Origin of the sequence: Lacticaseibacillus porcinae (genome assembly GCF_003946305.1) — a bacterium.
GTDB classification, from domain to species: domain Bacteria; phylum Bacillota; class Bacilli; order Lactobacillales; family Lactobacillaceae; genus Lacticaseibacillus; species Lacticaseibacillus porcinae.
In genome coordinates this window covers 26,827-53,384 of record NZ_RHNS01000008.1, presented here as the reverse complement: position 1 = coordinate 53,384, position 26,558 = coordinate 26,827, and the positions used below count along the sequence as shown (strand labels likewise).

The following is a 26,558-nucleotide window of genomic DNA, read 5'->3' as shown; positions in this document are numbered from 1 at the left end:
AACACTGGTTTGATAGTGGTCAGCCATGCGACTAACGTCAAATCCTAGACGGGTTCAACTTGAATGAACGAAACGTGATCCGGGGACACAAATTGACTAGTGTAAAAATGATCGAATGGATCAACGACACGCCACCCACATGCAGTTGATCGCCACACCGAATCGTTTTCGTTCTGCGTGATTTGGAAAAATTCACCTCCTCGTAATTAGGAGCTTATTATACCGAATTCACGTTCGATGTCAAGCGTGTAGACCGAAGATCTCAAATTATAATAACTGCAATAATATATTTGTTGACACAACAATTTTGCATTATATTGTTAACGAGATCAGATGCCTTGTTTACCTGATAATAAGCGATAAATTGAGTTCAAGTTTGTGTCAGAATTCCGATTGTCAGGTATTGATTTTCGCATCATTCAACCATTTAGTCAACTATACCAATCACGTTATTCATCACAAAATATCCGTTTGAAGCCAAAAAAATACCTCCCTCAATCGAGGAAGGCACTGCGCAATGGTTTAGTAAATATCTTGCACTTGTTTTTGGGCGATTTCATGCGCCATGAATTCATCATAAGTGGTGTCGGCACGATCAACAATACCTTTCGGTCCAACTTCGATGATGTGATCAGCAATCGTTTGAATGAATTGGTGGTCATGTGAGGTAAAGATCATAGCACCAGGGAAGTCGATCAACGCATCGTTTAAGCTGGTGATGGATTCCAAGTCCAAGTGGTTGGTTGGATCATCTAACAACAAGACGTTGGCTTTGCTCAACATCATTTTTGCCAGATATGAACGCACTTTTTCGCCACCTGATAAAACGGTGACTTTCTTCAATGGTTCATCGCCGCGGAACAACATTTGACCTAAGAACCCGCGCAAGAACGTGTTGTCGGATTCTTCTTTGGCAGCGAATTGACGCAACCATTCCAAAATGTCGAAGCGTTCGTCAGAGAACTCTGGGTTCAAGTCCTTTGGCATGTAAGCACGCGCTGTGGTCACACCCCAAGTCACAGTCCCAGCATCAGGTTGAATGGCACCGGCGATCACTTGCATCAAGTAGCTAGTCGTCACATCTGAGCGAGAGATGAACGCGGTTTTGTCGCCTGGGCGCAAAATGAAGGACACATTATCGAGCACTTTTTCGCCTTCAACAGTCAACGACACGTTTTCCACGCGGAGTAAGTCGTTACCAAGTTCGCGTTCTGGGACGAACTTGATGAATGGGTATTTACGAGAAGAAGGCTTGATGTCATCAAGGGTGATTTTTTCCAATTGCTTCTTACGCGAAGTCGCTTGTTTGGACTTGGAGGCGTTAGCAGAGAAGCGCGCCACGAATTCTTGGAGTTGCTTGATCTGTTCTTCTTTTTTGGCGTTGGCGTTAGCGCGGAGTTGTTGGGCTAACTTCGAAGATTCCATCCAGAAGTCGTAGTTCCCGACAAACATTTCGATCTTGCCGAAGTCCACGTCACACATCATGGTGCAAACGGCGTTTAAGAAGTGACGGTCATGGCTGACAACTAAAACAGTGTTGTCGTAGTCCGCTAAGAAGTCTTCCAACCAAGCGATGGTTTGAGGATCAAGCCCGTTGGTCGGTTCGTCTAAAAGCAGTAAGTCAGGCTTCCCAAACATGGCTTGGGCGAGCAAGACTTTAACTTTTTCACCTTCTGGCAATTCAGCCATCATCGTTTGGTGTTGAGATTCTGGGATCCCAACTGATTGCAACAGTTGAGACGCATCAGATTCTGCGTTCCAGCCATCCATTTCAGCGAATTCGCCTTCGAGTTCTGCAGCCTTTAAGCCATCTTCTTCAGAGAAGTCTGGTTTGGCATACAAAGCGTCTTTTTCAGTCATCACTTCATAAAGTCGCGTCCAGCCTTGGAGCACGGTGTTCATGACCGTTTGATCATCAAACGCAAAGTGATCCTGACGCAGCGCGCTCATGCGTTCGTTTTGATCCATCGAAACGGTCCCAGTGGTTGGCGTGAGCTTGCCTTCTAGGATCTTCAAAAAGGTCGACTTGCCGGCCCCATTAGCCCCGATGATGCCGTAGCAGTTGCCCGGCGTGAATTTCAAATTGACATCTTTATACAAAGTTCGATCAGAAAACGTCATCGACACGTTGTTAACAGTAAGCAATCTTTTCCCTCGCGATCATTTTTTGTCGTAATTTTTCACATTGCCACTAATCATATCAGAAATAAAGCATTCCGACAATCTATAGTAGAAAAATGTCACGCACTCGATATTTTCATCGCATTCTTGTAAACTGGATACACGGAGGATCACGTGATGTTAATTTTAGGAATTATTTTAGTGGTCGCTGGTGCGGTGGTCGGCCTCGGGAAAATGCCGCGACAAAAGCGTGCTCGTACGCGCCGGCGGAAACTCGCAACAAGCCTCATTGTGTTAGGTGTCGCCATTGGCGGTGGTCAACAAGTTCAACAAAAAGTCTTCGGACCAAACGACGCCGCCACTTCAAGCAGCGCTAGTAGCAGTGCTTCCACCCAAGGCACTACGCAAGGCGCGCCAACTAAATCTGCAGACAACACCACCGCCCAACCAGTTGCTAAACTTGCGGCGCTGACTTATAACGGTGATCAAGAAATCACCATCAACAATAACGATCCTGCATTTGCAGAAAGTGAATTGTCGACAAAGTCCGGCGGTTGGACCACCTTTTCAAATCTCGATTCACAAAACCGCGTCGGCCCTGCTGAAGCAATGTTGAATCGCAGTATCATGCCCACTGAAAAACGTGAACCGTTGAGTTGGGACCCCACTGGTTGGCACAACAAAAAAATCAATGGTCAATGGTTGTACAATCGCTCGCATTTGATCGGCTTTCAACTTTCTGGCGAAAACAACAACCCCAAGAATTTAATGACTGGCACCCGTGAACTCAACTCCCCGTTGATGCAAGCACATGAAGATGACATTGCCCATTACTTGAAACAATCAACCAGTCATTACGTTCGCTATGAAGTCACCCCAGTTTTTCGTGGGAATGAACTGTTAGCGCGAGGGGTGGCGATGCGCGCGCAATCAGTCGGCGACAACACCATTCGCTTTAATGTATATATCTTCAATGTGCAATCTGGGGTGATATTAAATTATTCCGATGGCACCAGCCGCGCGCAATAAGCTGAGAAATTCCGCCTCAAGGCCGACGCTGACATGCAACACTTTAGGTATGATAAAATCGAGTCTTCGTTTGGAGGAGTTTACATGACAAAACAAACCACTACCAAAGGCATCGACAGTCAAACGGCGATCAGCTTTTGGGAAAAAAATGAACATCGCGCGCGTTTGACTGCTTTAGGCATTGCCGTGTTAATTGCTGCGTTAGCCTTACCGATTGCGTTATCTGACAATGGCAACGATGGCTTAGGCGCCGGCCTTTACTTATTAGGTACAGCAGTCGGTGTGATGTTGATCATCGCCCCACGACTTGGACATTCAGGTCACAAACATCGCCGCGTCTTGATTTCCGCTGACGCGCGACAACTCGCAAAACAAGAACTTAGCGCTTATCAACATTCCCGCACTATCGGGATGGTGTTTGGTATCGGGATGTGTATCGCATCGATCGCGCCAGCCGCGATGTTGGATAATAGCTTTGGGGCTGCATGCTTTATGCTATTTGTTGCGATCGGTGTTTTCTTCTTAGTTTATGTGAATTTGATAAATGGTGCTTATCGACGATTGACTAGAGAACGCGCGCGTTTAATTTAACGTCAATCGATTCTGTCAGGATTACTCACACTGAATTTTAATTTTTAAACGCCGCTGGGTCGGCGTTTTTTTGTGTTTTCCGAACGTTTTGCCTACTGAGAAACCGATTCCAACATCAACTATACCAAAAACCGGGTTTACAATGACAAAAACTGTTGGAACGCATGATTCAGGAGGTAACCAATATGAGTATTGCCAACACTGCCTTTGTCATTCTTGCAAGTGTATTAGTGTGGTTCATGACACCAGGCCTTGCCTTTTTCTATGGTGGCTTGGTGTCAAAGCGCAATGTGGTCAATACCATGCTTTCTGTGTTTTATATCACTGGCATCGCGATTTTATTGTGGGCGTTGATCGGTTATGAACTTGCCTTTGGACCAGATATCGGTGGGATCATTGGCAAAGTTCAAGGCTTGTTTATGAATGGGGTTAACTTGACGAGCTTGCGAACTGATCACCTCAGCGTTGGCACCTTCGCGTTATTTCAAATGATGTTTGCAATCATTACCCCGGCTTTATTCATTGGGGCTGTTGTTGGTCGGATGCGTTTTTCATTTTTGACGTGGTTCATTGTGTTGTGGAGCGTGTTGATCTACTATCCGCTGGTGCACTTAATTTGGAGTCCCCATGGCTTAATGGCAAGCTGGGGGGTGCTCGATTTTGCTGGTGGCACGGTGATTCATATCAATGCTGGGATCACAGCGTTAGTCTTATCATATTTTCTGGGGGCGCGACGAGCAAAGCAAACTGCTCCTAACAACCGACCTTGGGTGTTGTTAGGGACTGCGATTTTGTGGATCGGATGGTATGGCTTTAACGCAGGCTCTGCTCTTGCTGCCAACACAACCGCAGTCAATGCCGCGTTGACCACTAGTTTAGCTGCAGCCAGTGCCTTAGTGATGTGGATGTGTTTAGATGTTTATAAACATGGCAAGCCAACGCTGATCGGTGTTTGTACCGGGGCACTATGCGGTTTAGTCGGCGTGACCCCTGCTTGTGGGTACGTGACCTTGTTTGGGAGTTTCATGATCGGGATCTGCGCGACGGCGACGAGTTACTTTTTTATCGAATACCTCAAACCACGTCTCAAAATCGATGACGCCTTAGATGCCTTTGGGTGTCATGGGGTTTCAGGGATCGTCGGGTCGATTCTCACTGGCGTATTTGCCACGAAAGCTGCTAATCCGTCGATTGCAGAAAATGGCCTCGCTTACGGTGGCGGCTGGCATTTATTCGGGATCCAACTTGCTGGGACTGTGGTGACGATCTTATTAGTGGGTGTGATGGCAATCGTCATCACCTTAGTGTTGAAGCATTTGATCCCGATGCGTGTCACCCAACGCGATGAAGCAGTGGGCTTAGACATCGCAGAACACGGTGAAGTCGCCGAGTCTAGTGATCGTGATTCTGATGTGTTGCGTTATCCAGATGAATTCTTAGGACAGATGCGTGGCTTTGATCCCCGTTCCCCAAAATAAAAATGCTTCAAAATTGCCAAATGTCGTTTTCCATTGCACAATAATAGTGTTGTCATCGTTGATTTGTGCAAGGAGGATAGACTCATGCAAGCATTTGGCCTCAACCATCCCAATGGACAATTTATGCAAGTTGAAATTCCTGATCCAGTGCCGCGCCACGGGCAACTGGTGATCCAACCACTCGCCGTCGGCTTAAACAATCGCGATCGCACCGAGCGCTTCAATGCCCCTGATGGCCGCTTTACCATTCCAGGCCATGATGTTGCTGGCACAGTCGTTGATGCCGGGACGACGGATTTTAAAATCGGTCAACGCGTCTTAGCCCATACTGATCGCGCGTATGCCGATTATGTGTTAGCAACTGAAGACACTGCCGTGTTAATGCCGCAAAGTTTGAAAATGGACCAAGCGGCAGCGCTCGTGACGCCTGGTATCACCGCTTGGCGCATCGTTCATCGTTTCGCGACGATCGAACCTGGTCAAACTGTGATCGTCAAAGGCGCAAACGGTGGCGTCGGCGCCTTAGTCGTGCAACTGGCGACGGCAATGGGTGCAGATGTGATCGGCATCGCTTCTGCACGTCATCAAGAAGCGGTGATCAAAGATGGGGCTTTGCGCGCAGTGCCTTACGATAATGCAGACCTCGTTTCAGTACTTGCCAACGCTGGTGATATTGTGATCAACGTCGCCATGGATGGCGTGGGTTTTGCAGAAGATGTCGCGATGACCCGCTTAGGTGGGCAATTAGTGACAGTCGCACATGTGAATAGTCGCGCGGATTCAAAAGCGATCGACATCGTCCATGTGCATCCAGTCGCCGAACCTAGCGACGCGATCGCGTTAGGGGCCTTAGCACCGGCGTTGGCAGTCGGACAACTCAAAATCCAACTCGCCGAAGAATTACCTTTTAATTTAGCTGGTGTGCAACAAGGTCATGAACTCCTCGGCAAGCCTCATGATGGACGCTTGGTATTGGTCAAAGCGTAATTTGAGGTTATAATGTAACTATTGAGGAGGCGCATTTCATGGCATTCAAAAAATTGCGCAACACCGCCACAAAAATCAAAGCTGACACCCCTAAGCCCACCATCGAAGGCACTGTTTATTCAATCGTCTTTGGTGCTACGGCGATTGCCGGTTTGTTAAGCTTTGGGGTTTACAAGTTATTGACGCCAGAACGCGTTTTAGCTAAAAAAGCGAAAGCCACTGTCGCCAAGCATCGCGAACAAGAAGAGAAATAGTTCTGATTTAACCACTGTCTGAGGGCGGTGGTTATTTATTTACCGATAAAGGCACTTTCAAGTGCGTTCTTGCACGCTTAAAAATTTAAGTATAAATTAGATACTATAAATTAATTAGTGGAGGCGCCTTTTGTCAATTTTAGAAACCATTAACCAACCTGCAGACCTACGCACTCACAGCGTCGCCGAACTGCAACAACTCGCCAGTGAAATTCGCGAGTTACTGTTAACTAAAGTTTCGGTCACCGGCGGCCACGTCGGCCCAAATTTAGGTTCAGTTGAACTCACCATTGCTTGGCACACTGTTTTTGATTCCCCACATGACAAAATCGTTTTTGATGTGTCGCATCAAAGCTACACCCATAAGATTTTAACTGGTCGCAAACTTGCTTGGCTCGACCCTGAGCATTATCACGATGTTTCCGGATTCACCGAACCGCGGGAATCTGAACATGACTTTTTCACCATCGGGCATACGTCAACTAGTGTTGGCCTTGCTTCTGGATTAGCGTTAGCGCGCGACGATCAACACACCAACGATCACATTACTGCAGTGATCGGTGATGGCTCCATGTCTGGTGGCTTAGCTTATGAAGCTTTAGACAACGCGGCAGTGTTGAATCGTCAATTGTTGATCGTGGTCAATGACAATCAATGGAGTATCGCTGAAAACCACGGTGGCATTTACCAAAACCTTGCTGAGCTCCGCAAAACTAACGGCGAAGCGCCTAACAACTTGTTCAAAGCCCTGGGTTTAGACTATCGCTATGTTGCTGACGGCAATGATATTCAAAGTTTGATCGACGCTTTTGAAGCCGTCAAAGATATCGACCATCCTTTAGTCCTACACATCAACACCCAAAAAGGCCGCGGCTTTAAACCTGCCTTGGAAAATGAAGAAGCTTGGCATTGGCATGTCCCATTCAACTTACCTGATGGCTCTCCCAAACATGTCTCAACTGGCGAAAACTACTGGGATCTGATCTTGGCAGATTTAGATGAACAAGTTCAACATGGTGTCCCAATTTATGCAATGAACGCTGCTGTTCCTGGTGGCTTCCACTTGAAAGATTGGGCGGCAAAGTATCCTAAGCGCTACATCGATGTCGGCATTGCGGAACAAGAATCCATCACCTTAGCGGCTGGTATGGCCAAAGGTGGTTTGCGTCCTGTAGTCTTTCACTCGGCAACCTTCTTACAACGCGCTTATGATCAACTTTCCCATGACCTTGGTATCAACTCGTTACCAGTCGTCATGTTGATCAATGGCGGCCGCATCTCTGGTGGCGATCCCACGCATCAAGGTGATTTAGATCAAGCGGAATTATCGAATATTCCCAATCTGAAATATCTCGCCCCAACCACTAAAGAAGACTTGCTTGCCCAACTGGACTGGGCCTTAGCACAAACTGACGGACCAGTTGCGATCCGCGTGCCTAGCAACGGTGTACACTCTGATCCCTTAGCCGCAGATTTCGCCCCAACGAAAATGCATGTCTTGCATCACGGCACTCAAGTTGCTTTGATGGGCCTAGGTTCCATGCGGCCGCTTGCAGAACAAGTCCTAGGTAAGTTGTCTGCGCAAGGCATCGATGCCACCTTGATCGATCCGCGGAGCACCAACACCTTAGATGTTGACGGCTTAGAACAACTTCGCGGCTTCCACAAGTTGGTGGTCACCATGGAAGAAGGCACGCTAGATGGCGGCTTCGGACAAAAAATCGCCGCTTACTACGGTCCCACTGATGTAAATGTGTTAACGTTAGGGGCAGCACGTCGTTTCAATCACAATGAAACGCGCGAGGCGCTAATGAAAGAATTCAAGTTAACGCCTGACACTGCAACGCAAGCCATTTTAGACGCACTCAAAGAAATTTAAAGTTAAAAAGCTTCGCGTCGATCGTTGGCGGGAAGCTTTTTAATTTACCGACGCGAATATTGTGGGATAATAGTCGCGGAGGAATTGAAAATGAAAAATTGGCAAGCAGTGGCACACTTTGGGGTAAAAGTGTTGGCCACTTACTTCTTAGGATTCATCGTGGCATGTATCGCCATGACCACGATCACGATCGCCGGGCAATTGCATTTAAAAGATAATGTGTCAGATGATGTGCTGATGCTAGGTTTTGCCCTCGCCTTATTGGCTTTATCGCATTGGTGGCTACACATTCCATTATTCAAGCGTCCACAACATGTCAAAAGCGCGACATTGATCGTCGTGATCATGATCGCGTTGAATTTGGTCGATAATGAGTTACATTGGGGCATGTTTCCCACGGCATTGCTCGATGGCTTGTGCATCGGGTTGGTTGAAGAGCTCATGTGTCGCGGACCGATTCTATTTTGGTTATGGACCAAAGCACCAAGACGTTGGTCGCCTTATTGGTGGACTGCCATCACTAGCGGCATTGCCTTCGGGTTGTTACATTTGACCAATTATTCAGTCAACCCCGACTGGACGCAAGTGTTGATTCAAGTCGGATATGCTGCAGCGATGGGCTTTGCCGCCGCAGGATTGTTCATGTACACCCAAAATCTCAGCTTCACGATCATCATGCACGCCGGCTTTGATACCTTGGCAGGCCTTTCTGGCTACTCAAATTCTTACGTTGGCATGAATTTTCAAGATATTGCCAGTTTATTGCTGATGGTCATCGTCGATTTGGTGATCGGCATTTGGTTAATGAAACAACTCAGTCGCGAAAATCACGAGTTACGTTTCTAAAGTGCAAAAGCGACCAGCTGCAGCTGATCGCTTTTTGTGATGCATCTTTAGAAATCTGACCACTCGTCATCGTCGTGATGGTCGTCTTCATCATGTGGTGCTTCTTCTTCTTCAAAGTGAGGTTCTGAGCGCGTCGCTTGTGGAATCACCAGCCACAAGATCAGATACAGCCCGAAGCCAGTGCCGTAAACAAAGAACGCCACCGCAAAAATGATCCGAAAAATCACAGGATCAATGCCGAAGAATTCACCTAAGCCACCACAGACACCACCCATCACACTGTTGGTCCGTGAGCGGCGCAACTTGCGATATTGATTACCTGCCATCAACGCCACCTCCTAGTGTCATTATTATAGCATGCTGAAGATGAATGTTTTAATCAGACTCGAGGCTTAATTTGGGAATAAGCGATGAACAATTGTAGCAACCGGTTCAATACGATCGACCATCCCGGCGATTTGACCGGCCATCAAGGTGCCGTGTTCAACATCCCCAGCAACGGCGCGACCTAAACTCCCATCTAACAAGCCGTGTAAGACTTTCGCATCGGCACCGCTGGCTTCAGCTTCAAAGTACTTGGCGGTGAGCGAATTTTGCAAACAACGCACCGCATCCCCTAACGCATGTCCCGTGACCACAGTGCTGGTATCGCCAGCTTGAATGACTGCTTGTTTATAAGCGTCTGAAATCGGTGTTTCATCTGCCGCTAGGAAGGCTGTTCCAACTTGCACGCCGACTGCACCGAGCGCTTGCATCGCGGCAACGGAACGCGCATCGATGATCCCACCAGCCGCAAACACTGGCAAGTCGACAGCATTGATCACTTGTTGCACCAACGACAACGTGGTTTGTGTGCCGATGTGGCCACCTGACTCCATGCCTTCTGCCACTAAAGCATCAACCCCTAATGCCGCCATTTTTTGCGCGACTTTCACATTCGGGATCACAGCGATCACTTTCGTCCCGATTGCTTGTAGTTGTTGGGCGAAGCGCTTCGGTGAACCGGCACTCGTCGTCACTGCAGGCACTGGATGCGCGAGCAAATACGTTACCATGTCCACAATATTAGGCTGTTGCAACATCAAATTCACGGCAAAAGGTTGATCGGTCGCTTCACGGATCTCAGCAATTTGTTGTGACAATTGTTCAGTCGTCAAGCCGGCAGTAGTCAAAACGCCTAGCCCACCAGCTTTGGCCACTGCAATCACCAGTTTTGGCGTAGAGATTTGAGCCAGCGCCCCTTGGATCAAAGGATATTTGGTGCCTAAAATGTTCGTCATCTATGTGAGTCCTTTCTTGCGCGTATTCTATGATAAGAATACCCGTGTTCACGCGAAAACGCCACCATTTTCATTTTGTCTACGCTGTGTGACACCTGTTTGCAAAACGTGAATAAACAGCGTAAAATGGTGAACGTTGTTTTTCTCCCGTTAACGAAAGTGAGTCTTGAATTTATGCAGCGAAAACTTTCTGCCCGCCATATGCAAATGATCGCCTTAGGAGGCACCATCGGCGTCGGTTTATTCATGGGGGCGACCTCGACGATCAAGTGGACTGGCCCTTCAGTGTTACTAGCTTATGGCATCGCCGGCATTTTTTTATATTTGATCATGCGCGCCTTAGGTGAAATGTTATATGTGGATCCGGCAACTGGCAGTTTTGCCAAATTTGCAAGTGAATACATGCATCCAGTATTCGGCTACCTCACGGCTTGGAGCAATGTCTTTCAGTTTGTGGTGGTCGGGATGTCGGAAATGATCGCGATCGGCGAATACTTTAAATTCTGGTGGCCGAATCTTCCCGGGTGGTTACCAGGGTTGATCGCCATCACCACTTTAGTCTGTGCAAACTTGATCTCAGTGCGGATGTTTGGGGAAATGGAATTTTGGTTCGCCTTGATCAAGGTGGTCACCATTATTTTAATGATTGTTGCAGGCCTGGGCGTGATTATTTTTGGGATCGGCCATGGTGGCAAACCAGTCGGTATCTCGAATTTATGGACGCATGGTGGCTTCTTCACTGGCGGCGTCAAAGGATTCTTCTTTGCTTTGGCGATCGTGTTAGGGTCGTATCAAGGCGTTGAATTACTTGGGATCACCGCTGGCGAAGCGGAAAATCCGCGACCGACGATCGTCAAAGCGGTCAAAGATACTGTCGGTCGGATCTTGATTTTTTACGTTGGGGCGATTTTTGTGATCGTGTCGATTTATCCATGGAATCAATTGTCTGCCATCGGCTCCCCATTCGTGCAAACTTTCTCAAAAATCGGCATCACCTTTGCAGCAGCGTTGATCAACTTTGTCGTCATCACCGCCGCCTTGTCTGGTGCGAACTCAGGCATTTACTCCGCGAGTCGCATGCTTTACACCTTAGCAGAAGAAAAGCAGTTACCAAAGAAATTCAAACTCCTTAACCGCCATGGGGTGCCGCTATATCCTGTGTTGTTGGTGGGATTAGGCATCGGTCTCGGGGTGTTGCTCAACGCGTTGTTACCGTTGATCGCCCCTGCCGCTGGCAATGTCTTTGTCATGGTGTACTCAAGTTCCGTGCTTCCTGGTATGGTGCCTTGGGTCGTGATATTAGTTTCCGAAACGCAATTTCGCAAAGTCCACGCCGACAAAATGGCAGAACATCCGTTTAAAATGCCAGGCGCACCTTTCACCAATTACTTAACGCTCGCTTTCTTAGCGTTGACGCTGGTGTTCATGATCATGAATCCTGAAACCCGGATCTCACTTGGGATCGGTGTGATCTACTTGGCAATCATCGTTTTGATCTATTTCAAAAAACATCATCATCGCACAGCATAACAACAATGCCGACCACTCAGATAATCGAGTGATCGGCATTTTTCATTTTACGGATAAGATGTTTTGTTGGATCAAGAAATTACTTGGCAAGATTCCACTGGTCGTCACCTTCACCCGTTTATCGCTGACATGTAAGTGCAAGTAATCGGATTTGCCAAGAAAAACATTTCTCGAATCTTCAAGGTGATACGTTTGCTTGCTGTTTTTCAAGGTGATCGCATAATGATGACTGCTGTGGCGGTCTTCCACGCGAGTAACTGCAGTGATATGTCCTGTATAGGTGTGGCGACCAAACATCGTCAAACCGACATACGACACCACAACGATCAGACCCACCAACCAGCGATATTTGTCCCAAAGGCTGCGATTTTGCCTTGGTCCTAGGCTCAAATCAAACAGGAACATGCCAATCACCATCGCAACCAGTCCGATCAATCGCTGATGCAAAACTAAATAACAAACGACCGCAATCACGAGAAATAAAATGCCGGCGCCAATCAAGAGTTTTCCCCAAGGTACTGTGCGTTTTTTCTCCATTAGCTTAACTCTGTTTCGTTGCGATGTATGGGGAAACCATATTCGCTAGCGCTTCGATGTTACGCGTTTGAATGTACACGCGCCCGCGGCCAGTAAACCGATTGACCAAGCCTTCACCGGTGGTAAAGCCAAAGGTCCCGCTTGCCGCTTCGATCGAATATTGTAAACTCGTTTGCCAAGCGACGACATGGGTATTGTCGATCACGTAATCATGGCTGCCGTCGAGGTCGATCGCCAGCAGATCCCCGTATGCACTGACCAACATCGTCCCAGTGCCGCTGGTTTGCATGATGAATAACCCGCCAGTGCCGCCAAATAAAGCTTTGCCAACATGTTGGCGGATCATTTGATAACTGGTGCCAGCATCCCCTGCCAAAAACGCCCCAGTGTTCAAGCACCACTGCGAATCATCATGTAAGTCTAAGGCTTGAATCGCGCCGGGATTACCAGGCGCAATGCCTAACTCCCCACCTTGTTGGGTCCCGCTGGCAGTGGTGATAAAGAAACTTTCACCGCTAGTCATACTGCGAGCTGCCGCTTTTAACATCCCGCCGAGGCCTTTGGACCCGTTAGCATTCATGCGCCCTGATAATTCGATGCCACCGTTATGAAATACCATCGCCCCTGATTCGATTTGCACGCTGTCGCCGCGATTTAAGTTGATCGTGACTAACGGAAAAGTCCCACTGCCTAATACTTTATATTCCATTATTTTCTCCCTAAAATGGTTTCGCGAAACGACCACCAGCTATAGCTCATCAGCACAAACATCGCAAAACTCGGAATAATCACAAGCCAGCGATGTAGCCATACTGAAATCAACAACATGATGAAAAAGCCAATGGCAAAAAACAGAAACCACCGCATTTTCTTTAAATACTCTTTTTGCAGTGCTGGCGTCCATTTCATCCTAAAGTCTCCAAATCTCGTTCAAGTTGGTCTGTTACTTGCGCGATCACGGTATCGCTTGGTTGAAATTGCAAATTGTCAGGATGGGCCAACTGCCAATCGATGCGACCATATTTTGGGGTAAATTGCGCAATTTTCGCTTCATCATACCCCAATTGATCTGCTAGATTCCAAAGTTTCGTCAAGGCTTGGCGTTTGCGTCTGATATAGCGGTCAAATACCAATTGCACAGTGATCAGCCATGCAATTTCCGCAAGCCAGCCATACCAATGAAGCCATTGCACGATCGACACATAGATCAATGCCGCAACGATCAACCCGATCCCCATCACGATACGATTTACCCACTCGGTTTTCATAGCGACTCCTTTTGAAATGCACGAATAGCTGTGAACAACAAACTCACCCCGACGACCACAAACAACACGACAAAAGCGATCATCGCACCATTCAACACCGCACTTCTCGCCAACCCCCACACCATCACACCAGCTAACGCGAAGCAACCAACACCAACGATTGCGACCACGACCGCTAAGGCGCGACGCATCATACCATCAGGTCCTGCCCATACATAACGCCACACATAAGCAAGCACCGCACCGATCAAAATCGTCAGCGCACTTTTGATGATTCAGCCCATGAATCCGTTTCATCAACAGGCGGATTTTTCGTCGGCAAAATCGCGATCACCAACGACACCAAACTGATTGCCGCCGTCAAAAGCGATTGAATGGTGGATTGATCATGCAAAAGAAACAAGACGGCGACGGTTGCCACTTGCAGCGCCACATACACACCCCAATGCACCCCTGCATCACGGAAGCGGCGGATCCCTAACGCTAAGCTTGGCAATAAAATCGCGAGACTAAACAATAACGCCACTAGCAAGAATCCCAACATGCTCATGATCAAGCTGGTCGGGTCTTTCTTCAAGCTAGTCAACCCGACCGAACCGATGATGATCCCCCAATAAATCGCCCCAAGTAAAAAGTGCCACAACGTCCACCACCAATACTCCCGTCTGGTGCTGCGGCCGGTGAAATTCACGTAGTTGCCAAAGAATGCAGCAATTGCCACCAACCCACCTGCCCCATAAAAATGATTCCCTGCTTGTGAAACGATCGCATCACTTGCTTTTTTTGCCATGGTGCTGCCTCCCAAGTCTCACTGATTTTTTATTCCATTGTTAGTTTACGCCCTAACGTATACGTTCACAACGAACAAAATCGTCACCTCACGCCACTATTATCGACGAATACTGAAGCCGTAATGTGGCATATTGAGATCATAATAATGCTTCACAATTTTTCCACGGACTAACATGCCATTGCGGATCGCGACATTCATCGACGCAAAGTTGTTATCGCGAATGATCGACCAGACTTCTGGGAGCAATAAGTGGTTGAAGGCATATTGCTTGGCTCCGCGCGCGGCTTCACTGGCAAAGCCTTGATGCCAGTGATCACGTTGGAGGAGATAACCAATTTCAACAACCGGTTGTCCTTGCCATTGTTGTTTCGTCAAGCCGCACTGACCGATGAATTCCCCTGACTTTGTTTCCACGGCCCACAGTCCGAAGCCATCGTCTTGATAACGCCGCAGTTGATTGTTCAACCAACTGTCGACTTCTGCATCGGAAAAAGCATGCGCATAAGCATACATCGCCTGTTCATCTTGCAAAGTGCGCGCAAGGTTTGCGCGATCGCTTGCGTTCAGTTGTCGCACCACTAACCGTTCAGTCTCATAAGTCACCGGCGAGTTGGTCATCGTCCAATCCCACACCCCAAGTTCTTCATCGAATTGTTTCTGCGCAGGGTGAAAGCCGTGATGTTGATAAAACTGTTGGGCCCGCGAGTTTTGATCAAAGACATTCAATGTGATCAAAGGATGTCGCGCGTGCAAAGCCCGCAATAATTGTGTCCCTAATCCTTGATCACGATACTTTGCATCGATAAAGATCCCAGCTAAATAATCGTCTTGCATCCCGGCAAAGCCGACGATTTTGCCATCGACTTCCGCAACAGTAATTTCTGCTTGCGGCAACAATTGTTTCACCGCATCAAAATTGTCATGCCAATAACTCGCCGAGACAAAATCATGCGCATCAAGGTTGCTGGCCAGCCAAATCGCCATGATCTCATCGAGTTGTTCAGGACTCACTGTGGTTAATGTGGTGATCATTTTCCCTACCTCCTACTGGTAGAATACCGATTTATTTCATCACTTGCCAAAAAAATCTTCATAAACTTCATGCTGTAGCTTGTAATCTTCATAGATAAGTCGTATATTCGTATCTTGTAATGTTAATATGTTTTCTCGTGAATATTCAAAAAAGGAGGTCCCCATGGTCAAACATCGCGTGTTGGATCAACAAAAAGTCCTTGCCATTGCAGGGGTTATGGCTAGCGAAACAGGCGTTGCGAACTTAAATTTTAAAGCGTTAGCCTCGCGTTTAGACATTCGCTCCCAATCGCTTTACAACTATTATCCCAACATCGAAGCGTTGATCGAAGCGTTAGGTGCCGACTTTTTAGGGCAACTTGATACGAAGCTGACGCATGGACTAGTCGGACTGTCAGGCGTCGACGCGCTGAAGCGTTTTGCTGAGATCAGCCATGATTATTTCGACTCAACTGGCAATCGCGTGCAATTGATCTACTACGTTCATCGCTACGCCGAAGTCAGTCCTTTTGTCCAAGCCATGCAAGCAGTCATCGATTTGCTCAAACGTTTAGTCGCCGGTGTGCACTTGTATCACATGTCGCAAGAAGCTTATGTGCAAGGCTTCATCGCCAGTGTCTTAGGCTTCACGGTGCTAGAAATTATGAATTATTTGCCTGGCATCGACCGCGACATCAATTACCATCAAATGCTGCAACTTTATTTAGACGAGGTTCAATAATGATTAAAGACGAATTCAAATTTATCCGCCACAACAAATTGATCATGTTGTCGGTGATCGTGATCATGTTCATCCCCTTTTTATACGCGATCTTCTTCTTGAAGTCCGTGTGGGATCCTTATGGTGACACGCAATCATTGCCTGTGGCGGTGGTCAACAACGACGTGCCAGTCGACTATGAAGGCAAAACTTTAGACGTCGGCGCGCAAACGGTCAAAAAGCTCAAACACAACGATCAACTCGGCTGGCAATTTGTTTCTGCGAAAAAAGCCGCCGATGGCTTGAAGCATGACAAATACTACACGGTCGTCACCATTCCCAAGAACTTTTCCAAAAATGCCGCAACAGTTCTTGATGCGCATCCTAAGAAAATGCAACTCAAATACACCACCAACGACTCGCTGAACTACTTGTCGCAAGTGATTTCCGGCATCGGCGTCGACAAACTCGACAAAGAGATCCGCGCCAACGTCACCAACGCTTATGCCAGTGCAGTATTTGATCAAATCAAAACTGTTGGCAAAGGTTTCTCTAAAGCTGCCAAAGGCGCAACTCAATTGTCTGATGGCACGGTGACCTTAGATGATGGCGTTTCTCAATATACTGTCGGTGTTTCCACGGTCAACAAAGGCGTACAAACCTTGAAAGTCAGCGTTAAACCGTTGACTTCTGGGGTCCAACAACTTGCTGACGGTGGCAATCAATTGAAAGCTGGCGTTGAGCCGTTAACTTCCGGCGTCCAACAACTTGCCGATGGCGGCAACCAACTCAAAGCTGGCGTTGGACCGTTAACTTCCGGTGTCCAACAACTTGCTAATGGTGGCAATCAATTGAAAGCTGGCGTTGGGCCACTGACTTCAGGGGTGCAACAACTTGCTGATGGCAGTCAACAATTACAAGCAGGCGTCACACCACTGGCATCTGGCGCTAAGCAACTAGTCGATGGCGCTGTCGCCTTGAAAACTGGCACCAGTCAGTTGAACGCGAAAGTCTCACCACTAACAGGTGGCATGACCCAATTAAGTCAAGGGGCAACTAAGTTAAATGATGGGGTGCAAGCTTACACCACTGGCACCAGTTCATTAGTTGCTGGCCTTAAAGAATTACAAACTGCTAATAATGACGGTGATCAACAAACGAAGACCCCAGCTATTAGCACTAGTATCAACCAATTGGCTCAAGGCAGTGATACCTTGAATCAAGGGGCTGGCGCTTATATCGCTGGCGTCAATCAGTCTTTTAATACGATTCGCAATGGGCTCACGCAACTTCAATCAGGCGTCCAAGCCAACACCCAACAAGCGACGAAAACAAGCGAACAAATCAATCAAGATATGGTGGCGTTGACGCAGTTAGCCAAAGGCAAATACAGCAATGATCCCCAACTGAGTCAAGCTGTCGCCGATCTCACCACGCACTTAACTACTTTGTCTGCGCAACAAACTGCTGGCACCAAAGCTTTGACCACCGGCTTGCAAACCATGGCGGCAGGTTTATCCACGAAAAATGATGACTATAACCAATTAACTGCTGGTGCTACCCAACTGACTCAAGGGGCTAAAGCGTTAGCGACTGGCGCCACTGCCTTGAATACTGGTTATCAAACCTTCACCACTGGGTTGAATGATGCTGTAGACGGTGGTAACCAACTGCTTGCCAACAACCAAAGCTTGACCAGCGGCGCGGCGGAACTTAACGGCGGCTTAGCACAAATTAATCAGAAGCTGCCTGAACTGACTGCCGGTGTCTCAAAACTTGATAATGGTGCTGGCACGCTTCAAGGTGGCCTCACCGAACTCAATGCCAAAGTTCCTGCCTTAACCGAGGGCGTCAACCAACTCGCTGGTGGCCTCAACACGCTGAATGGGAAAACCCCTGCCTTAGCTAGTGGCGTCAACCAACTCGCTGGCGGCCTTAACACCTTAAATGGGAAAACTCCTGCTTTAGCTAGTGGCGTCAATCAACTTGCTGGCGGCCTCAACACCCTGAATGGGAAAACCCCTGCGTTAGCAAGTGGCGTCAACCAATTAGCTAGCGGCTTGAACACGTTGAATAGCAAAACCCCTGCATTAGCAAGTGGTGTCAACCAACTTGCTGATGGTACCGGCCAACTTGCTGATAAATCCAAGCAATTGACTGATGGCACTGGTCAACTTAAAGACGGTTCCAAGACGTTAGCGACAAGCTTAACGTCAGGTGCTAAGCAAGTTAACGGCATCAAGTTAACCAACGAAACGGCAAAAATGTTTGCCGCACCAACGCACACCACGCAAAAGCATTATAGTTTTGTTTCAAACTACGGACATGCCTTAGCGCCTTACGTCTTGTCCTTAGCCTTATATGTTGGGGCATTGGTCTTCAACTTTGCTTATCCGATCCGCAAAGTCTCCCACAAAGATGGGACACCGACGCAATGGTTTGCTTCTAAAGTCGTGCTTGGTGGCTTAGTTGCGATCGGCATGGCAGTGATCGAAGCCACATTGATCATGCTTGGCGGGTTAACCGTCGATCATGTCGGGTTGTTCTATGCCTTTGCGATCGTCTTCTCAATCACGTCAATGTATTTTGTCATGATGTTATCAATGGCCTTTGATAACCCTGGACGTTTTGTCGCGATGATCATGTTGATGCTGCAACTTGGCGGTGCTGGTGGGACCTTCCCATTGGAAATCACCAACGGCTTCTACAACGCGATCCATCCGTTCTTGCCGATGAGCTACTCCGTATTAGGATTCCGTCAAGCAATCACTAGCGGCATTTACTCAGGCTCTGTGGCCAACTGCTTTGCTTTCTTGATCGGCTTTGCTCTGCTGAGCTTATTGCTGTTATGGGTCGCGATGCAGATCTTGCAAAAACGCCACTTAATGGGCGTTTCTCAACTCGACGACAATCAAAAGCTCCAAGACGTCGAAAAATAAGCCTTAAAAAAGAAGCGCCGCTCACAATGAGCGGCGCTTCTTTGCTTTATCGCGTAAATGTACGAGTCAGTTTGTCGACAACTTGCCCATCGCGAGTATGAAATTGGACGGTGATCGTTTTGGCATCGAAATCAACAGTGGCATAAGTCCCATGTAACGGCGCAAATTCACCACGCGGTTGAGAGATCGACCCAGGGTTTAACAACACCATGCCGTCGCGTTGTTCAACGCCTAATTGATGGGTGTGTCCGAACAACACCAAATCTGCGTTGGCATCGTGGCCTGCTTGGATCAACACATCAAGCGTCCAGTTGACGTTGAAGCGGTGGCCATGGGTCATAAAGACTTTTAAATCAGGATATTGCGCCGTAAGCGTCAATGGGAAGTCTTGATCAAAATCCATATTCCCAGTCACCGGTTGATAAGTTTCAAAGATCTCATCGCTGGCAGGCAACTCTGAATCCCCACAGTAAAAATACCCGTCTGCATCAGGTTGTTGCTGTTTGGCGATCATCCGCAAAATTTGCTTATCACCATGGGTATCGCTGACCACAACTAATCGCATATTTAATTCCTCCTAGCCTTTAAACCAACCATCCCAACGTGCTTCCAGTTTCCGTAAGGCGTCGCCGCGGTGTGAGACTTGATTTTTCTCATCAGGGGTCATTTCCGCCATGGTTTTCCCAAATGCTGGTAAGTAAAAGTAGGGATCATAGCCAAAGCCGTTATCGCCTTGAGGGATCCCGACGATCAGCCCATCGACTTGACCACGCACCACCAGATCTTCATCGAGTTTACCCGGCCGCGCCAACGCTAGCACACTGACAAAATGCGCGGTACGCTGATCTGCTGGAACTTCTGAAAGCTCTGCGATCAACTTCGCATTGTTAGCCGCATCGTTGTGGCCTTTGCCAGCATAACGGGCGGAAAATACCCCTGGCATGCCATCTAAGGCATCCACTTGCAACCCAGAATCATCAGCAAGCACTGGCAATTCTAATGCTTGAGCGTAGCCGTCAGCTTTTAAGCGAGCATTTTCTTCAAAAGTCGCCCCAGTTTCTTGCACACTTGGCAATTCTGGAAAATCTGCCAATGACTTCACTGCCACACCGAGTTTATCAAACATTGCCGCGATTTCTCGGACTTTGCCGGCGTTCTTAGACGCGACCACAACAGTTGTTGGCAAACTCGTCACCACATCTGTTGGTTGATCAGAAATATCGACGCGATCGGCGTGAATCGCTTGGCCCATCCAGTCGCTGGCAATGGTTTCAAACATCGAAGCCGACCCGGTGGTGTGATATTCACGCAAAGGCTTTGGGTTGTCGGTGTTCGCCAAATCAAAGTAATCGAGCAACATCGAGACTTCGCTGACCGTTTCAGCACCAGAATCGATCAAGGTGACATCAGGTCCCATCACATTTTGAATCAGTGGCCGCAGCAGTGGATAATGGGTGCAGCCCATCACCAAGGTGTCGATGCCTAAACGCTTGAGTGGCTGTAAACCTTCGGCGACCACTTTCTTAGCGACTGCAGAATGTGCTTCGTTTGATTCCACGACTGGCACAAACTTTGGTTCCGCCATGCTAGTGACTTTGGCACGACGATCTTTTGAGCGAATCGCCTTGGCGTATGCGTCAGATTTCACGGTGCCTTCTGTTGCAATCACGCCAATGTGACCATTTTTCGTGGAACGCAACGCCGCGCGACTACCAGGTAGGATCACGCCGACCACTGGGATCGACAACTTCGCGCGCAGATCATCTAACGCTGCGGCGGTGGCGGTGTTGCAGGCGATCACTAACATTTTGATATGCTTGGCGAGCAAAAAGTTAACCATTTGCCAAGTAAATTCGCGGACTTGTTCTGCTGGCCGTGGTCCATAAGGTAAGCGAGCTTGATCGCCTAAAAAAATAATGTTTTCGTTAGGAAGCTGCCGCAGTGCCTCAATGACCACAGTCAGTCCCCCAACGCCGGAATCGATAAATCCGATCGGTTGCTTATTCATAAGTGCGCTCCCTTCTTGAATCTACATTATACACCCTAAAAAAATTCAAGTCGCATGCTAGCGGCGTTTTGGCTATAATAGAACAGACAGCGCATTGCGCGAAAATAGGAGGCGCCTCATGGCCAATAGCTATAAAGATTTGTTAAACCTGTCTGCGACTGGACCATTGTTTGGTCAGTTGATGTTGCGCGACTTGTTGCTCCCTGATTTGTTGGGCAAAGAAACTGAAAGCATCACTTATTGGGCTGGGCGTTCTTTGGCGCGCCGCTTGCCAGTAAGCGAAGATGATTTGACAGAATTATTTACGCGTGTGGGCTTCGGCACTTTAGCGCCTGCTGCCAGCAAACGGCATCAGCGGGTGTACACGTTAAGCGGCACCACTGTCGAAACGCGGATCGCAAACTTTGACGCCCCAGATTTTCGCATTGAAGCGGGATTCTTAGCCCAAAGCTTACAGCAAGAACTCGGCTGTGTCGTTGAAGCCCATGAAACCGTTGATCGCCACAAAAAAGTGGTCACCTTAACGGCAGTGATCGATGAAAAAACGCCGCAACCTAAAACTGAAAGTCATATCAGCTTAGCTGAATTGTAAAAATGATTGAGGACAAGACAAAATTTAGTCTTGTCTTTTTTTGTACCATCGCACCGGCATTGTGAGTGTTTCATGCCGCCATTAAGGAACAGTGGTCTAGCTCCTCTGCGGTCATTTGAAGAAACGGTCTCCAGTTGTCTCGTTGCTGCATAGTGAGGGTCCTCGGGAAAGCTAGCCTGGATGTCTCGCTACGCTCATCACCAGTCGGATCTTCCCCTGCGGCTTTCCGTAAGCGACAAGTCGCCAACGGAAAGCCCACTATGCAGCAACGGACGCCTTCCGACCGCTTTTTCAAATAACCTTCACTCCGCCAGACCACCGGCACCTGGTAGCTACAAAGCACATGTTGCAAAATCATATCACTCGCATCAAAACCGCTAGGACCGAATTTTGCTTATCGATATTATTTTCAGCGCCATGAAGGCACAACAAATCCACGAAACAGTATTCTGCTTCGTGGATCCGCGGCTTCTAACCGATTCAATTACGTGTCTACAGTATCAAGCATCTCAAGGACGTTGCTGCGGGCCTTGGCTTATTAGACCTCAACCACGTTCGTTGCTAATCGGCTTTGCACTGCCTTTGGCAAACAGACGTCGCCTTGCGTCTCACGTCACCGTGAGGGCACTACTCCCGGCTGTAACTGGTTTGAGTCCACGACTGGGACCCTTCAGTACCGGCACTTTGGAACTGGAGATCTAGCAGCGCTCGACAGTTAAGCCCAGATGCTACGGGATGGTCTCCGAGAGTTTAGCGGGCACTTCCACCCGTCGCGAAGTGATACGAGTGACCTGCGCTAAGCCACTCACTCCTCATAGAATTCGACATCATGATAACGCCTTCAAAAACTAAAGTCAAGTATTTTTTGTCAACGATTTCAAAACTTTTCCCAAAATAAAAACCGAGGCACTTGGCCTCGGCTTCTAAGATCTAACAAGTGCTTATGCCGTGTACTTGTTGAGGATCTCGTTGAGTTGATCTTTGGTATGATAACCGACGATTTTCTCGACCACATTGCCGTCTTTTTTCACCAGCAAGGTCGGGATCGCCATGATCCCAAAGCTTTGTGGGGTGTTCGGGTTTGCGTCGACATCCATCTTCACAAACTTCACATCTTGGCGATCGTTCGCTAACGATTCCACCACTGGGCTTTGCATCCGACAAGGACCACACCAGGTCGCCCAAAAATCAGTGAGCGTCACACCGGTGCCAGTCACAGTTTCAAAGTTTTGATCCGTAACAGCTTCTACCATTGTGTTTGCCTCCTCTTACTTTTCGTAACTTAATCATACCACGTTGCGGGAAAAAATGCTATTACCTTGGATACAATTGATTTGTGTCGCGTATCGCCTATTTGAATTGCACGATCGTAGCGCCTGAACCCCCAGCATTTTGAGGGGCAAAGCCAAATTTCTTCACTTGACGATTCCGTTGTAAATATTGGGTCACGCCATTGCGAATGGCACCAGTGCCTAAGCCATGGACGATCGTTACTTGCGCATAGCCTGCCAACAACGCAGAATCGATATATTGATCCAAGTTGGTCATTGCTTCTTCATAACGCTGACCCCGTAAGTCGAGCTTGGTCGAGGGGCCAGTGGCACCTTTAACGACTGTCACCCGACGCTTAGGTGCAGAAGATTTCTCCGGTTGGACTTTTTCAATTTCGTTGGTGGCCAAAGTCATCCGCATGATGCCGACTTGCACTTCCCAATGTTTGTCATCGACTTGCTTCAACAACTCACCAGTTTGGTCGTAAGCTAAGACTTTTACCGTATCGCCGCGATGTAACGCTTGTTTGTTCTTCGCTTGGCGTAAAATGCGATTTTTCGGCTTGGCCTTTTCTTGATGGAGATTCTTCAGTTCGGTGGTGGCTTCGATCAACTGATTTTCTTTGACGTTGGTCCCAGATTGCAGCTGCATTTGCCGCAAGTTCTTGACGATTTTCTCGGCTTTGGTTTGGGCTTTGTCGACGATTTCGTTGGCGCGGTCTTTGGCCGCATCCATTTGCCGTTCACGTTCAGCGAAAAATTCTTCGTAAGCTTTTTGCAATTGATCGTGTAGTTCTTGGGCTTCTTTAAGTTGATGACGCGTTTCCAAGTACTCAGTTTCAGCGGCTTTACGTTGTGCTTCCAAATCTGAGATCATGTTGTTGAGTTCATGAGAGTCGTCTGCGATCAACGACTTCGCTGCGGTGACGATCGTCGGATTCAAGCCTAACCGTTGGGAAATATCAAAGGCATTCGAACGTCCAGGCACCCCGATCAACAAGCGATAAGTCGGCTGCAAGGTCGCCGCGTCAAATTCCATCGACGCATTGATGGTGCCTGGGGTGTTGTAGCCGTATAACTTGAGTTCTGGATAGTGGGTCGAGGCAACGACTTGAGCGCCGGCCGCACCGACGGCATCAAGGATCGCGATCGCCAAGGCTGCACCTTCTTGCGGATCAGTCCCGGCACCGAGTTCATCAAATAAAATTAACGCATGATCATCCATGGCATCGAGAATTTCGACAATGGTTTTCATGTGAGCTGAGAATGTCGATAAGCTTTGTTCGATCGATTGTTCATCCCCGATGTCGGCAAAGACATTGGAGTAAACCCCGATCACAGACCCTGCTTCTGCTGGAATAAACAACCCAGATTGGCCCATTAACTGCAACAAGCCGAGAGTCTTTAAGGTGATAGTTTTCCCACCAGTGTTCGGACCAGTGACCACGATTGCTTGATAATCAGCGCCAAGGGTAATGGTGTTGGCGACGACTTTGTGGCGGTCGATCAACGGGTGCCGCGCTTCGATCAAATCGACGTGATTTTCTGCAGAAACATCAGGTTCTGTGGCTTTGATGTTTTTGGCATAGCGGGCTTTGGCATTGATAAAGTCAAAATGTCCCAGCACTTGGTTGTTGTTGCGCAACTCACGGGTGTACGGCGCGACTTCATTGGTGAGTTCTGCTAATAACCGTTCAATTTCTGCTTGTTCTTCCAGTTGTGCTTGACGCAATCGGTTGTTCATTTCGACAATGGCTTGCGGTTCGATGAACAAGGTTTGACCACTGGCAGATTGGTCATGCACGACCCCGCCGAACTGGCCGCGATATTCTGCTTTCACTGGGATCACATAACGATCATCGCGAATAGTGATGATCGGATCTGATAAATATTTTGATGAGCTACCACGGGTGTAATTTTCCATGCGGCTGCGGATCTCACCTTCCAGATTCTTCACTGCCTGGCGAATCCCGTGGAGTTCTGGACTGGCTTCATCCGTTAAGCTACCATCTTCATCGACAGCAGTACCTAAACGCCGCTCCAAAGCAGGCAAGGCAGTGAGTTGTTGTTGCAAGTCATATACCCGCCGCAACTCAAGGCGTTCATTTAAATCATTGAGAAACTTATCAACGGCACTGACTGTTTTCAACACGCGACCGATTGCCGCCAGTTCGCGACCATTGAGCATTGCGCCAATGTCCACGCGCCGCAACGCCGGATCGATGTTTTCCAATTGGGGAACAGGAATGCCGCCAGCTAGCCGTAGGATCGATGCCCCATCAGCAGTTTCATCCAAACTAGTTTGCACCACGTCAGGATCGCTGCTAGGTTGCATTTTTGCGACTAAATCAGTCCCTGCCGCCGTATTCACTAAAGCTTGCAAGGCGGAACGGATCTTCCCGTACTCCAAAGTTTTTAATATTTTAGAATTCATAATTCCTCCAAAACGCGAAAAAAATCGACGCCAACACCTGGTGTCCCCACCATGAATTGCCGTCGAATCAACTTTACGCTGCGATCCACAAATTCGTGAACAACTGCGTTAAACCTGGGGTATACCGCACGATCGCAGAGGCGATGCCAGAGTGCGCTAACATATCCTGAATACCACTCACTGGGATCAACGCCAGCAAATACAAAATCAGGAAGATAAACAAATACCCCATTAAAAAATTCATCGCACCACCAACCATCATACTGACAGTTTCGTCGGTTTTGCGATAAGTGAGATCGTGAAACCACATCGCGATAAAGCGTGTGATCAACCACCCCACCATCAACATGAACACGAAAGCCACCCCATTATAGAAGGCATGGTCTAAGGTCAACCCGACTTGATGCGTGAAAAAAACAAATTTGCTTTGTTCAGTGGCACTGGGATACGGCACCCATTGCGTCATGAAGACGCCCAACGGCAGGTAGGTGAACCGCGCCAGCACTAAACTTAATAAATATCCCACCACATGGACGAGTTGTAACCACATCCCGCGCCGCGCGCCGGAGTAGCAACAATACGCCAAAATGGCCACAACGATCAACGATAGCATTAATTATCCTCTTCTAACTGTTGCGCTACTTTGGCTTTGACTTGATCGGACAAGGCATTAAAAGCCAGTAGTACCGCAGCGTCTTGCAAGGATAAGTCCGGTGCGAGTTGTTGGATCTGGGTGAGTTGTTGGTTGAGCAACTCCGTCGTCGCTTGAAAATGCGCCGTCGACCCAGGGCCGATGATGGTGTACGACTTACCTGCAATTTCGGCTTTAAAGCGCCGCTTTTCTTCGGTCAAAAGGCTTGCCTCCTCGATAATATACCAGACTATTTTACCATGAAATGCTTGTAAATTGTATACCAGTGCTTTTTGGATAGTAAACACACAAAAACGACCTGCAAAGAGGTTTTCTTTGCAGGCCGTTTGGTTGTGCT

At 48.1% G+C, this 26,558-nt stretch carries 27 protein-coding genes and 1 pseudogene; 11 read left to right on the top strand and 17 right to left on the bottom strand.

Features of this window, described 5'->3' with window-relative positions; translation table 11 throughout:
- Positions 1-522: 522 nt before the first annotated feature.
- Complete coding sequence (locus tag EKM92_RS07855; RefSeq protein WP_164509935.1) at positions 523-2,145, bottom strand: ABC-F family ATP-binding cassette domain-containing protein; 1,623 nt, start codon at positions 2,143-2,145, stop codon at positions 523-525.
- Between the two features lie 210 nt (positions 2,146-2,355).
- Here EKM92_RS07855 and EKM92_RS07850 point away from each other — a divergent pair, with 210 nt between their 5' ends.
- The 7 genes from EKM92_RS07850 (at position 2,356) to EKM92_RS07820 (ending at position 9,185) form a co-directional block, all read left to right on the top strand.
- Positions 2,356-3,150, top strand: a complete 795-nt coding sequence (locus EKM92_RS07850) for a DNA/RNA non-specific endonuclease (protein ID WP_125709699.1) — start codon at positions 2,356-2,358, stop codon at positions 3,148-3,150.
- A gap of 84 nt (positions 3,151-3,234) precedes the next feature.
- Complete coding sequence (locus EKM92_RS07845; protein ID WP_125709582.1) at positions 3,235-3,741, top strand: hypothetical protein; 507 nt, start codon at positions 3,235-3,237, stop codon at positions 3,739-3,741.
- A 185-nt stretch (positions 3,742-3,926) separates the two neighbouring features.
- On the top strand, positions 3,927-5,219 hold the full coding sequence (locus EKM92_RS07840; RefSeq protein WP_125709580.1) for an ammonium transporter: 1,293 nt from the start codon (positions 3,927-3,929) through the stop codon (positions 5,217-5,219).
- 84 nt (positions 5,220-5,303) lie between these two features.
- Positions 5,304-6,206 carry a zinc-binding dehydrogenase gene (locus tag EKM92_RS07835; RefSeq protein ID WP_125709578.1) on the top strand — a complete coding sequence of 301 codons (903 nt, stop codon included), beginning with the start codon at positions 5,304-5,306 and terminating at the stop codon, positions 6,204-6,206.
- Positions 6,207-6,244: 38 nt separating this feature from the next.
- A complete protein-coding gene (locus tag EKM92_RS07830) occupies positions 6,245-6,460 on the top strand; it encodes a hypothetical protein (protein WP_125709576.1) in 216 nt (71 codons plus the stop codon).
- 130 nt (positions 6,461-6,590) lie between these two features.
- Positions 6,591-8,339, top strand: coding sequence for a 1-deoxy-D-xylulose-5-phosphate synthase (locus tag EKM92_RS07825; protein WP_125709574.1), 1,749 nt, complete (start codon positions 6,591-6,593; stop codon positions 8,337-8,339).
- 90 nt (positions 8,340-8,429) lie between these two features.
- The gene (locus EKM92_RS07820) at positions 8,430-9,185 is read left to right on the top strand and encodes a CPBP family intramembrane glutamic endopeptidase (RefSeq protein WP_125709572.1); all 756 of its coding nucleotides are present in this window, start codon (positions 8,430-8,432) and stop codon (positions 9,183-9,185) included.
- A 47-nt stretch (positions 9,186-9,232) separates the two neighbouring features.
- Here EKM92_RS07820 and EKM92_RS07815 read toward each other — a convergent pair whose 3' ends face one another.
- Both EKM92_RS07815 and EKM92_RS07810 read right to left on the bottom strand, forming a co-directional pair.
- Positions 9,233-9,511: a PspC domain-containing protein gene (locus EKM92_RS07815; RefSeq protein ID WP_125709570.1), complete on the bottom strand. Its 279-nt coding sequence runs from the start codon at positions 9,509-9,511 to the stop codon at positions 9,233-9,235.
- A gap of 66 nt (positions 9,512-9,577) precedes the next feature.
- Entirely contained in the window at positions 9,578-10,465 is an 888-nt protein-coding gene (locus tag EKM92_RS07810; RefSeq protein ID WP_125709568.1) for an NAD(P)H-dependent flavin oxidoreductase, read from the bottom strand.
- 174 nt (positions 10,466-10,639) lie between these two features.
- Between EKM92_RS07810 and EKM92_RS07805 the strand changes: the two genes are divergently transcribed.
- A complete protein-coding gene (locus EKM92_RS07805; protein ID WP_125709566.1) occupies positions 10,640-11,995 on the top strand; it encodes an amino acid permease in 1,356 nt (451 codons plus the stop codon).
- A gap of 42 nt (positions 11,996-12,037) precedes the next feature.
- Here the strand turns inward: EKM92_RS07805 and EKM92_RS07800 are convergent, their stop codons facing one another.
- The 8 genes and pseudogenes from EKM92_RS07800 to EKM92_RS13740 form a co-directional block, all read right to left on the bottom strand.
- Positions 12,038-12,532, bottom strand: coding sequence for a hypothetical protein (locus EKM92_RS07800; RefSeq protein WP_125709564.1), 495 nt, complete (start codon positions 12,530-12,532; stop codon positions 12,038-12,040).
- A 4-nt stretch (positions 12,533-12,536) separates the two neighbouring features.
- The gene (locus EKM92_RS07795; protein ID WP_125709563.1) at positions 12,537-13,241 is read right to left on the bottom strand and encodes a TIGR00266 family protein; all 705 of its coding nucleotides are present in this window, start codon (positions 13,239-13,241) and stop codon (positions 12,537-12,539) included.
- A complete protein-coding gene (locus tag EKM92_RS07790; protein WP_125709561.1) occupies positions 13,241-13,441 on the bottom strand; it encodes a hypothetical protein in 201 nt (66 codons plus the stop codon). The genes EKM92_RS07795 and EKM92_RS07790 overlap by 1 nt, the downstream gene beginning before the upstream one ends.
- Positions 13,438-13,800 carry a hypothetical protein gene (locus tag EKM92_RS07785; protein ID WP_125709559.1) on the bottom strand — a complete coding sequence of 121 codons (363 nt, stop codon included), beginning with the start codon at positions 13,798-13,800 and terminating at the stop codon, positions 13,438-13,440. Before EKM92_RS07785 ends, EKM92_RS07790 begins: the two co-directional genes overlap by 4 nt.
- Complete coding sequence (locus EKM92_RS07780; RefSeq protein WP_125709557.1) at positions 13,797-14,027, bottom strand: hypothetical protein; 231 nt, start codon at positions 14,025-14,027, stop codon at positions 13,797-13,799. The genes EKM92_RS07785 and EKM92_RS07780 overlap by 4 nt, the downstream gene beginning before the upstream one ends.
- A 29-nt stretch (positions 14,028-14,056) precedes the next feature.
- Positions 14,057-14,590, bottom strand: a complete 534-nt coding sequence (locus EKM92_RS07775) for a DUF805 domain-containing protein (protein WP_125709555.1) — start codon at positions 14,588-14,590, stop codon at positions 14,057-14,059.
- 99 nt (positions 14,591-14,689) lie between these two features.
- The gene (locus EKM92_RS13745; RefSeq protein ID WP_225420755.1) at positions 14,690-15,211 is read right to left on the bottom strand and encodes a GNAT family N-acetyltransferase; all 522 of its coding nucleotides are present in this window, start codon (positions 15,209-15,211) and stop codon (positions 14,690-14,692) included.
- Positions 15,212-15,220: 9 nt separating this feature from the next.
- Positions 15,221-15,577 (bottom strand): annotated as a pseudogene (locus tag EKM92_RS13740) (GNAT family N-acetyltransferase); the annotation flags it as partial.
- A 211-nt stretch (positions 15,578-15,788) separates the two neighbouring features.
- Here EKM92_RS13740 and EKM92_RS07765 point away from each other — a divergent pair.
- Together EKM92_RS07765 and EKM92_RS07760 are read left to right on the top strand one after the other, a co-directional pair.
- Positions 15,789-16,346, top strand: a complete 558-nt coding sequence (locus tag EKM92_RS07765; RefSeq protein ID WP_164509933.1) for a TetR/AcrR family transcriptional regulator — start codon at positions 15,789-15,791, stop codon at positions 16,344-16,346.
- Entirely contained in the window at positions 16,346-19,264 is a 2,919-nt protein-coding gene (locus EKM92_RS07760; RefSeq protein WP_125709549.1) for a YhgE/Pip domain-containing protein, read from the top strand. The genes EKM92_RS07765 and EKM92_RS07760 overlap by 1 nt, the downstream gene beginning before the upstream one ends.
- Before the next feature lie 46 nt (positions 19,265-19,310).
- On the opposite strand, the gene EKM92_RS07755 is transcribed toward EKM92_RS07760, so the two are convergent.
- Positions 19,311-19,829, bottom strand: coding sequence for a metallophosphoesterase (locus EKM92_RS07755; protein WP_125709547.1), 519 nt, complete (start codon positions 19,827-19,829; stop codon positions 19,311-19,313).
- Positions 19,830-19,841: 12 nt separating this feature from the next.
- On the bottom strand, positions 19,842-21,272 hold the full coding sequence (racE, locus tag EKM92_RS07750) for a glutamate racemase (protein ID WP_125709545.1): 1,431 nt from the start codon (positions 21,270-21,272) through the stop codon (positions 19,842-19,844).
- Between the two features lie 118 nt (positions 21,273-21,390).
- Between racE and EKM92_RS07745 the strand changes: the two genes are divergently transcribed.
- On the top strand, positions 21,391-21,864 hold the full coding sequence (locus EKM92_RS07745; RefSeq protein ID WP_125709543.1) for a DUF2507 domain-containing protein: 474 nt from the start codon (positions 21,391-21,393) through the stop codon (positions 21,862-21,864).
- A gap of 941 nt (positions 21,865-22,805) precedes the next feature.
- Here EKM92_RS07745 and trxA read toward each other — a convergent pair.
- The 4 genes from trxA to EKM92_RS07725 form a co-directional block, all read right to left on the bottom strand.
- Positions 22,806-23,117, bottom strand: a complete 312-nt coding sequence (gene trxA / locus EKM92_RS07740; protein WP_056963025.1) for a thioredoxin — start codon at positions 23,115-23,117, stop codon at positions 22,806-22,808.
- A 97-nt stretch (positions 23,118-23,214) separates the two neighbouring features.
- Complete coding sequence (locus EKM92_RS07735; RefSeq protein ID WP_125709541.1) at positions 23,215-25,569, bottom strand: endonuclease MutS2; 2,355 nt, start codon at positions 25,567-25,569, stop codon at positions 23,215-23,217.
- A gap of 73 nt (positions 25,570-25,642) precedes the next feature.
- Entirely contained in the window at positions 25,643-26,182 is a 540-nt protein-coding gene (locus EKM92_RS07730) for a CvpA family protein (RefSeq protein ID WP_125709539.1), read from the bottom strand.
- Entirely contained in the window at positions 26,182-26,421 is a 240-nt protein-coding gene (locus EKM92_RS07725; RefSeq protein WP_125709537.1) for a cell division protein ZapA, read from the bottom strand. Before EKM92_RS07725 ends, EKM92_RS07730 begins: the two co-directional genes overlap by 1 nt.
- Between the last annotated feature and the right edge of the window lie 137 nt (positions 26,422-26,558).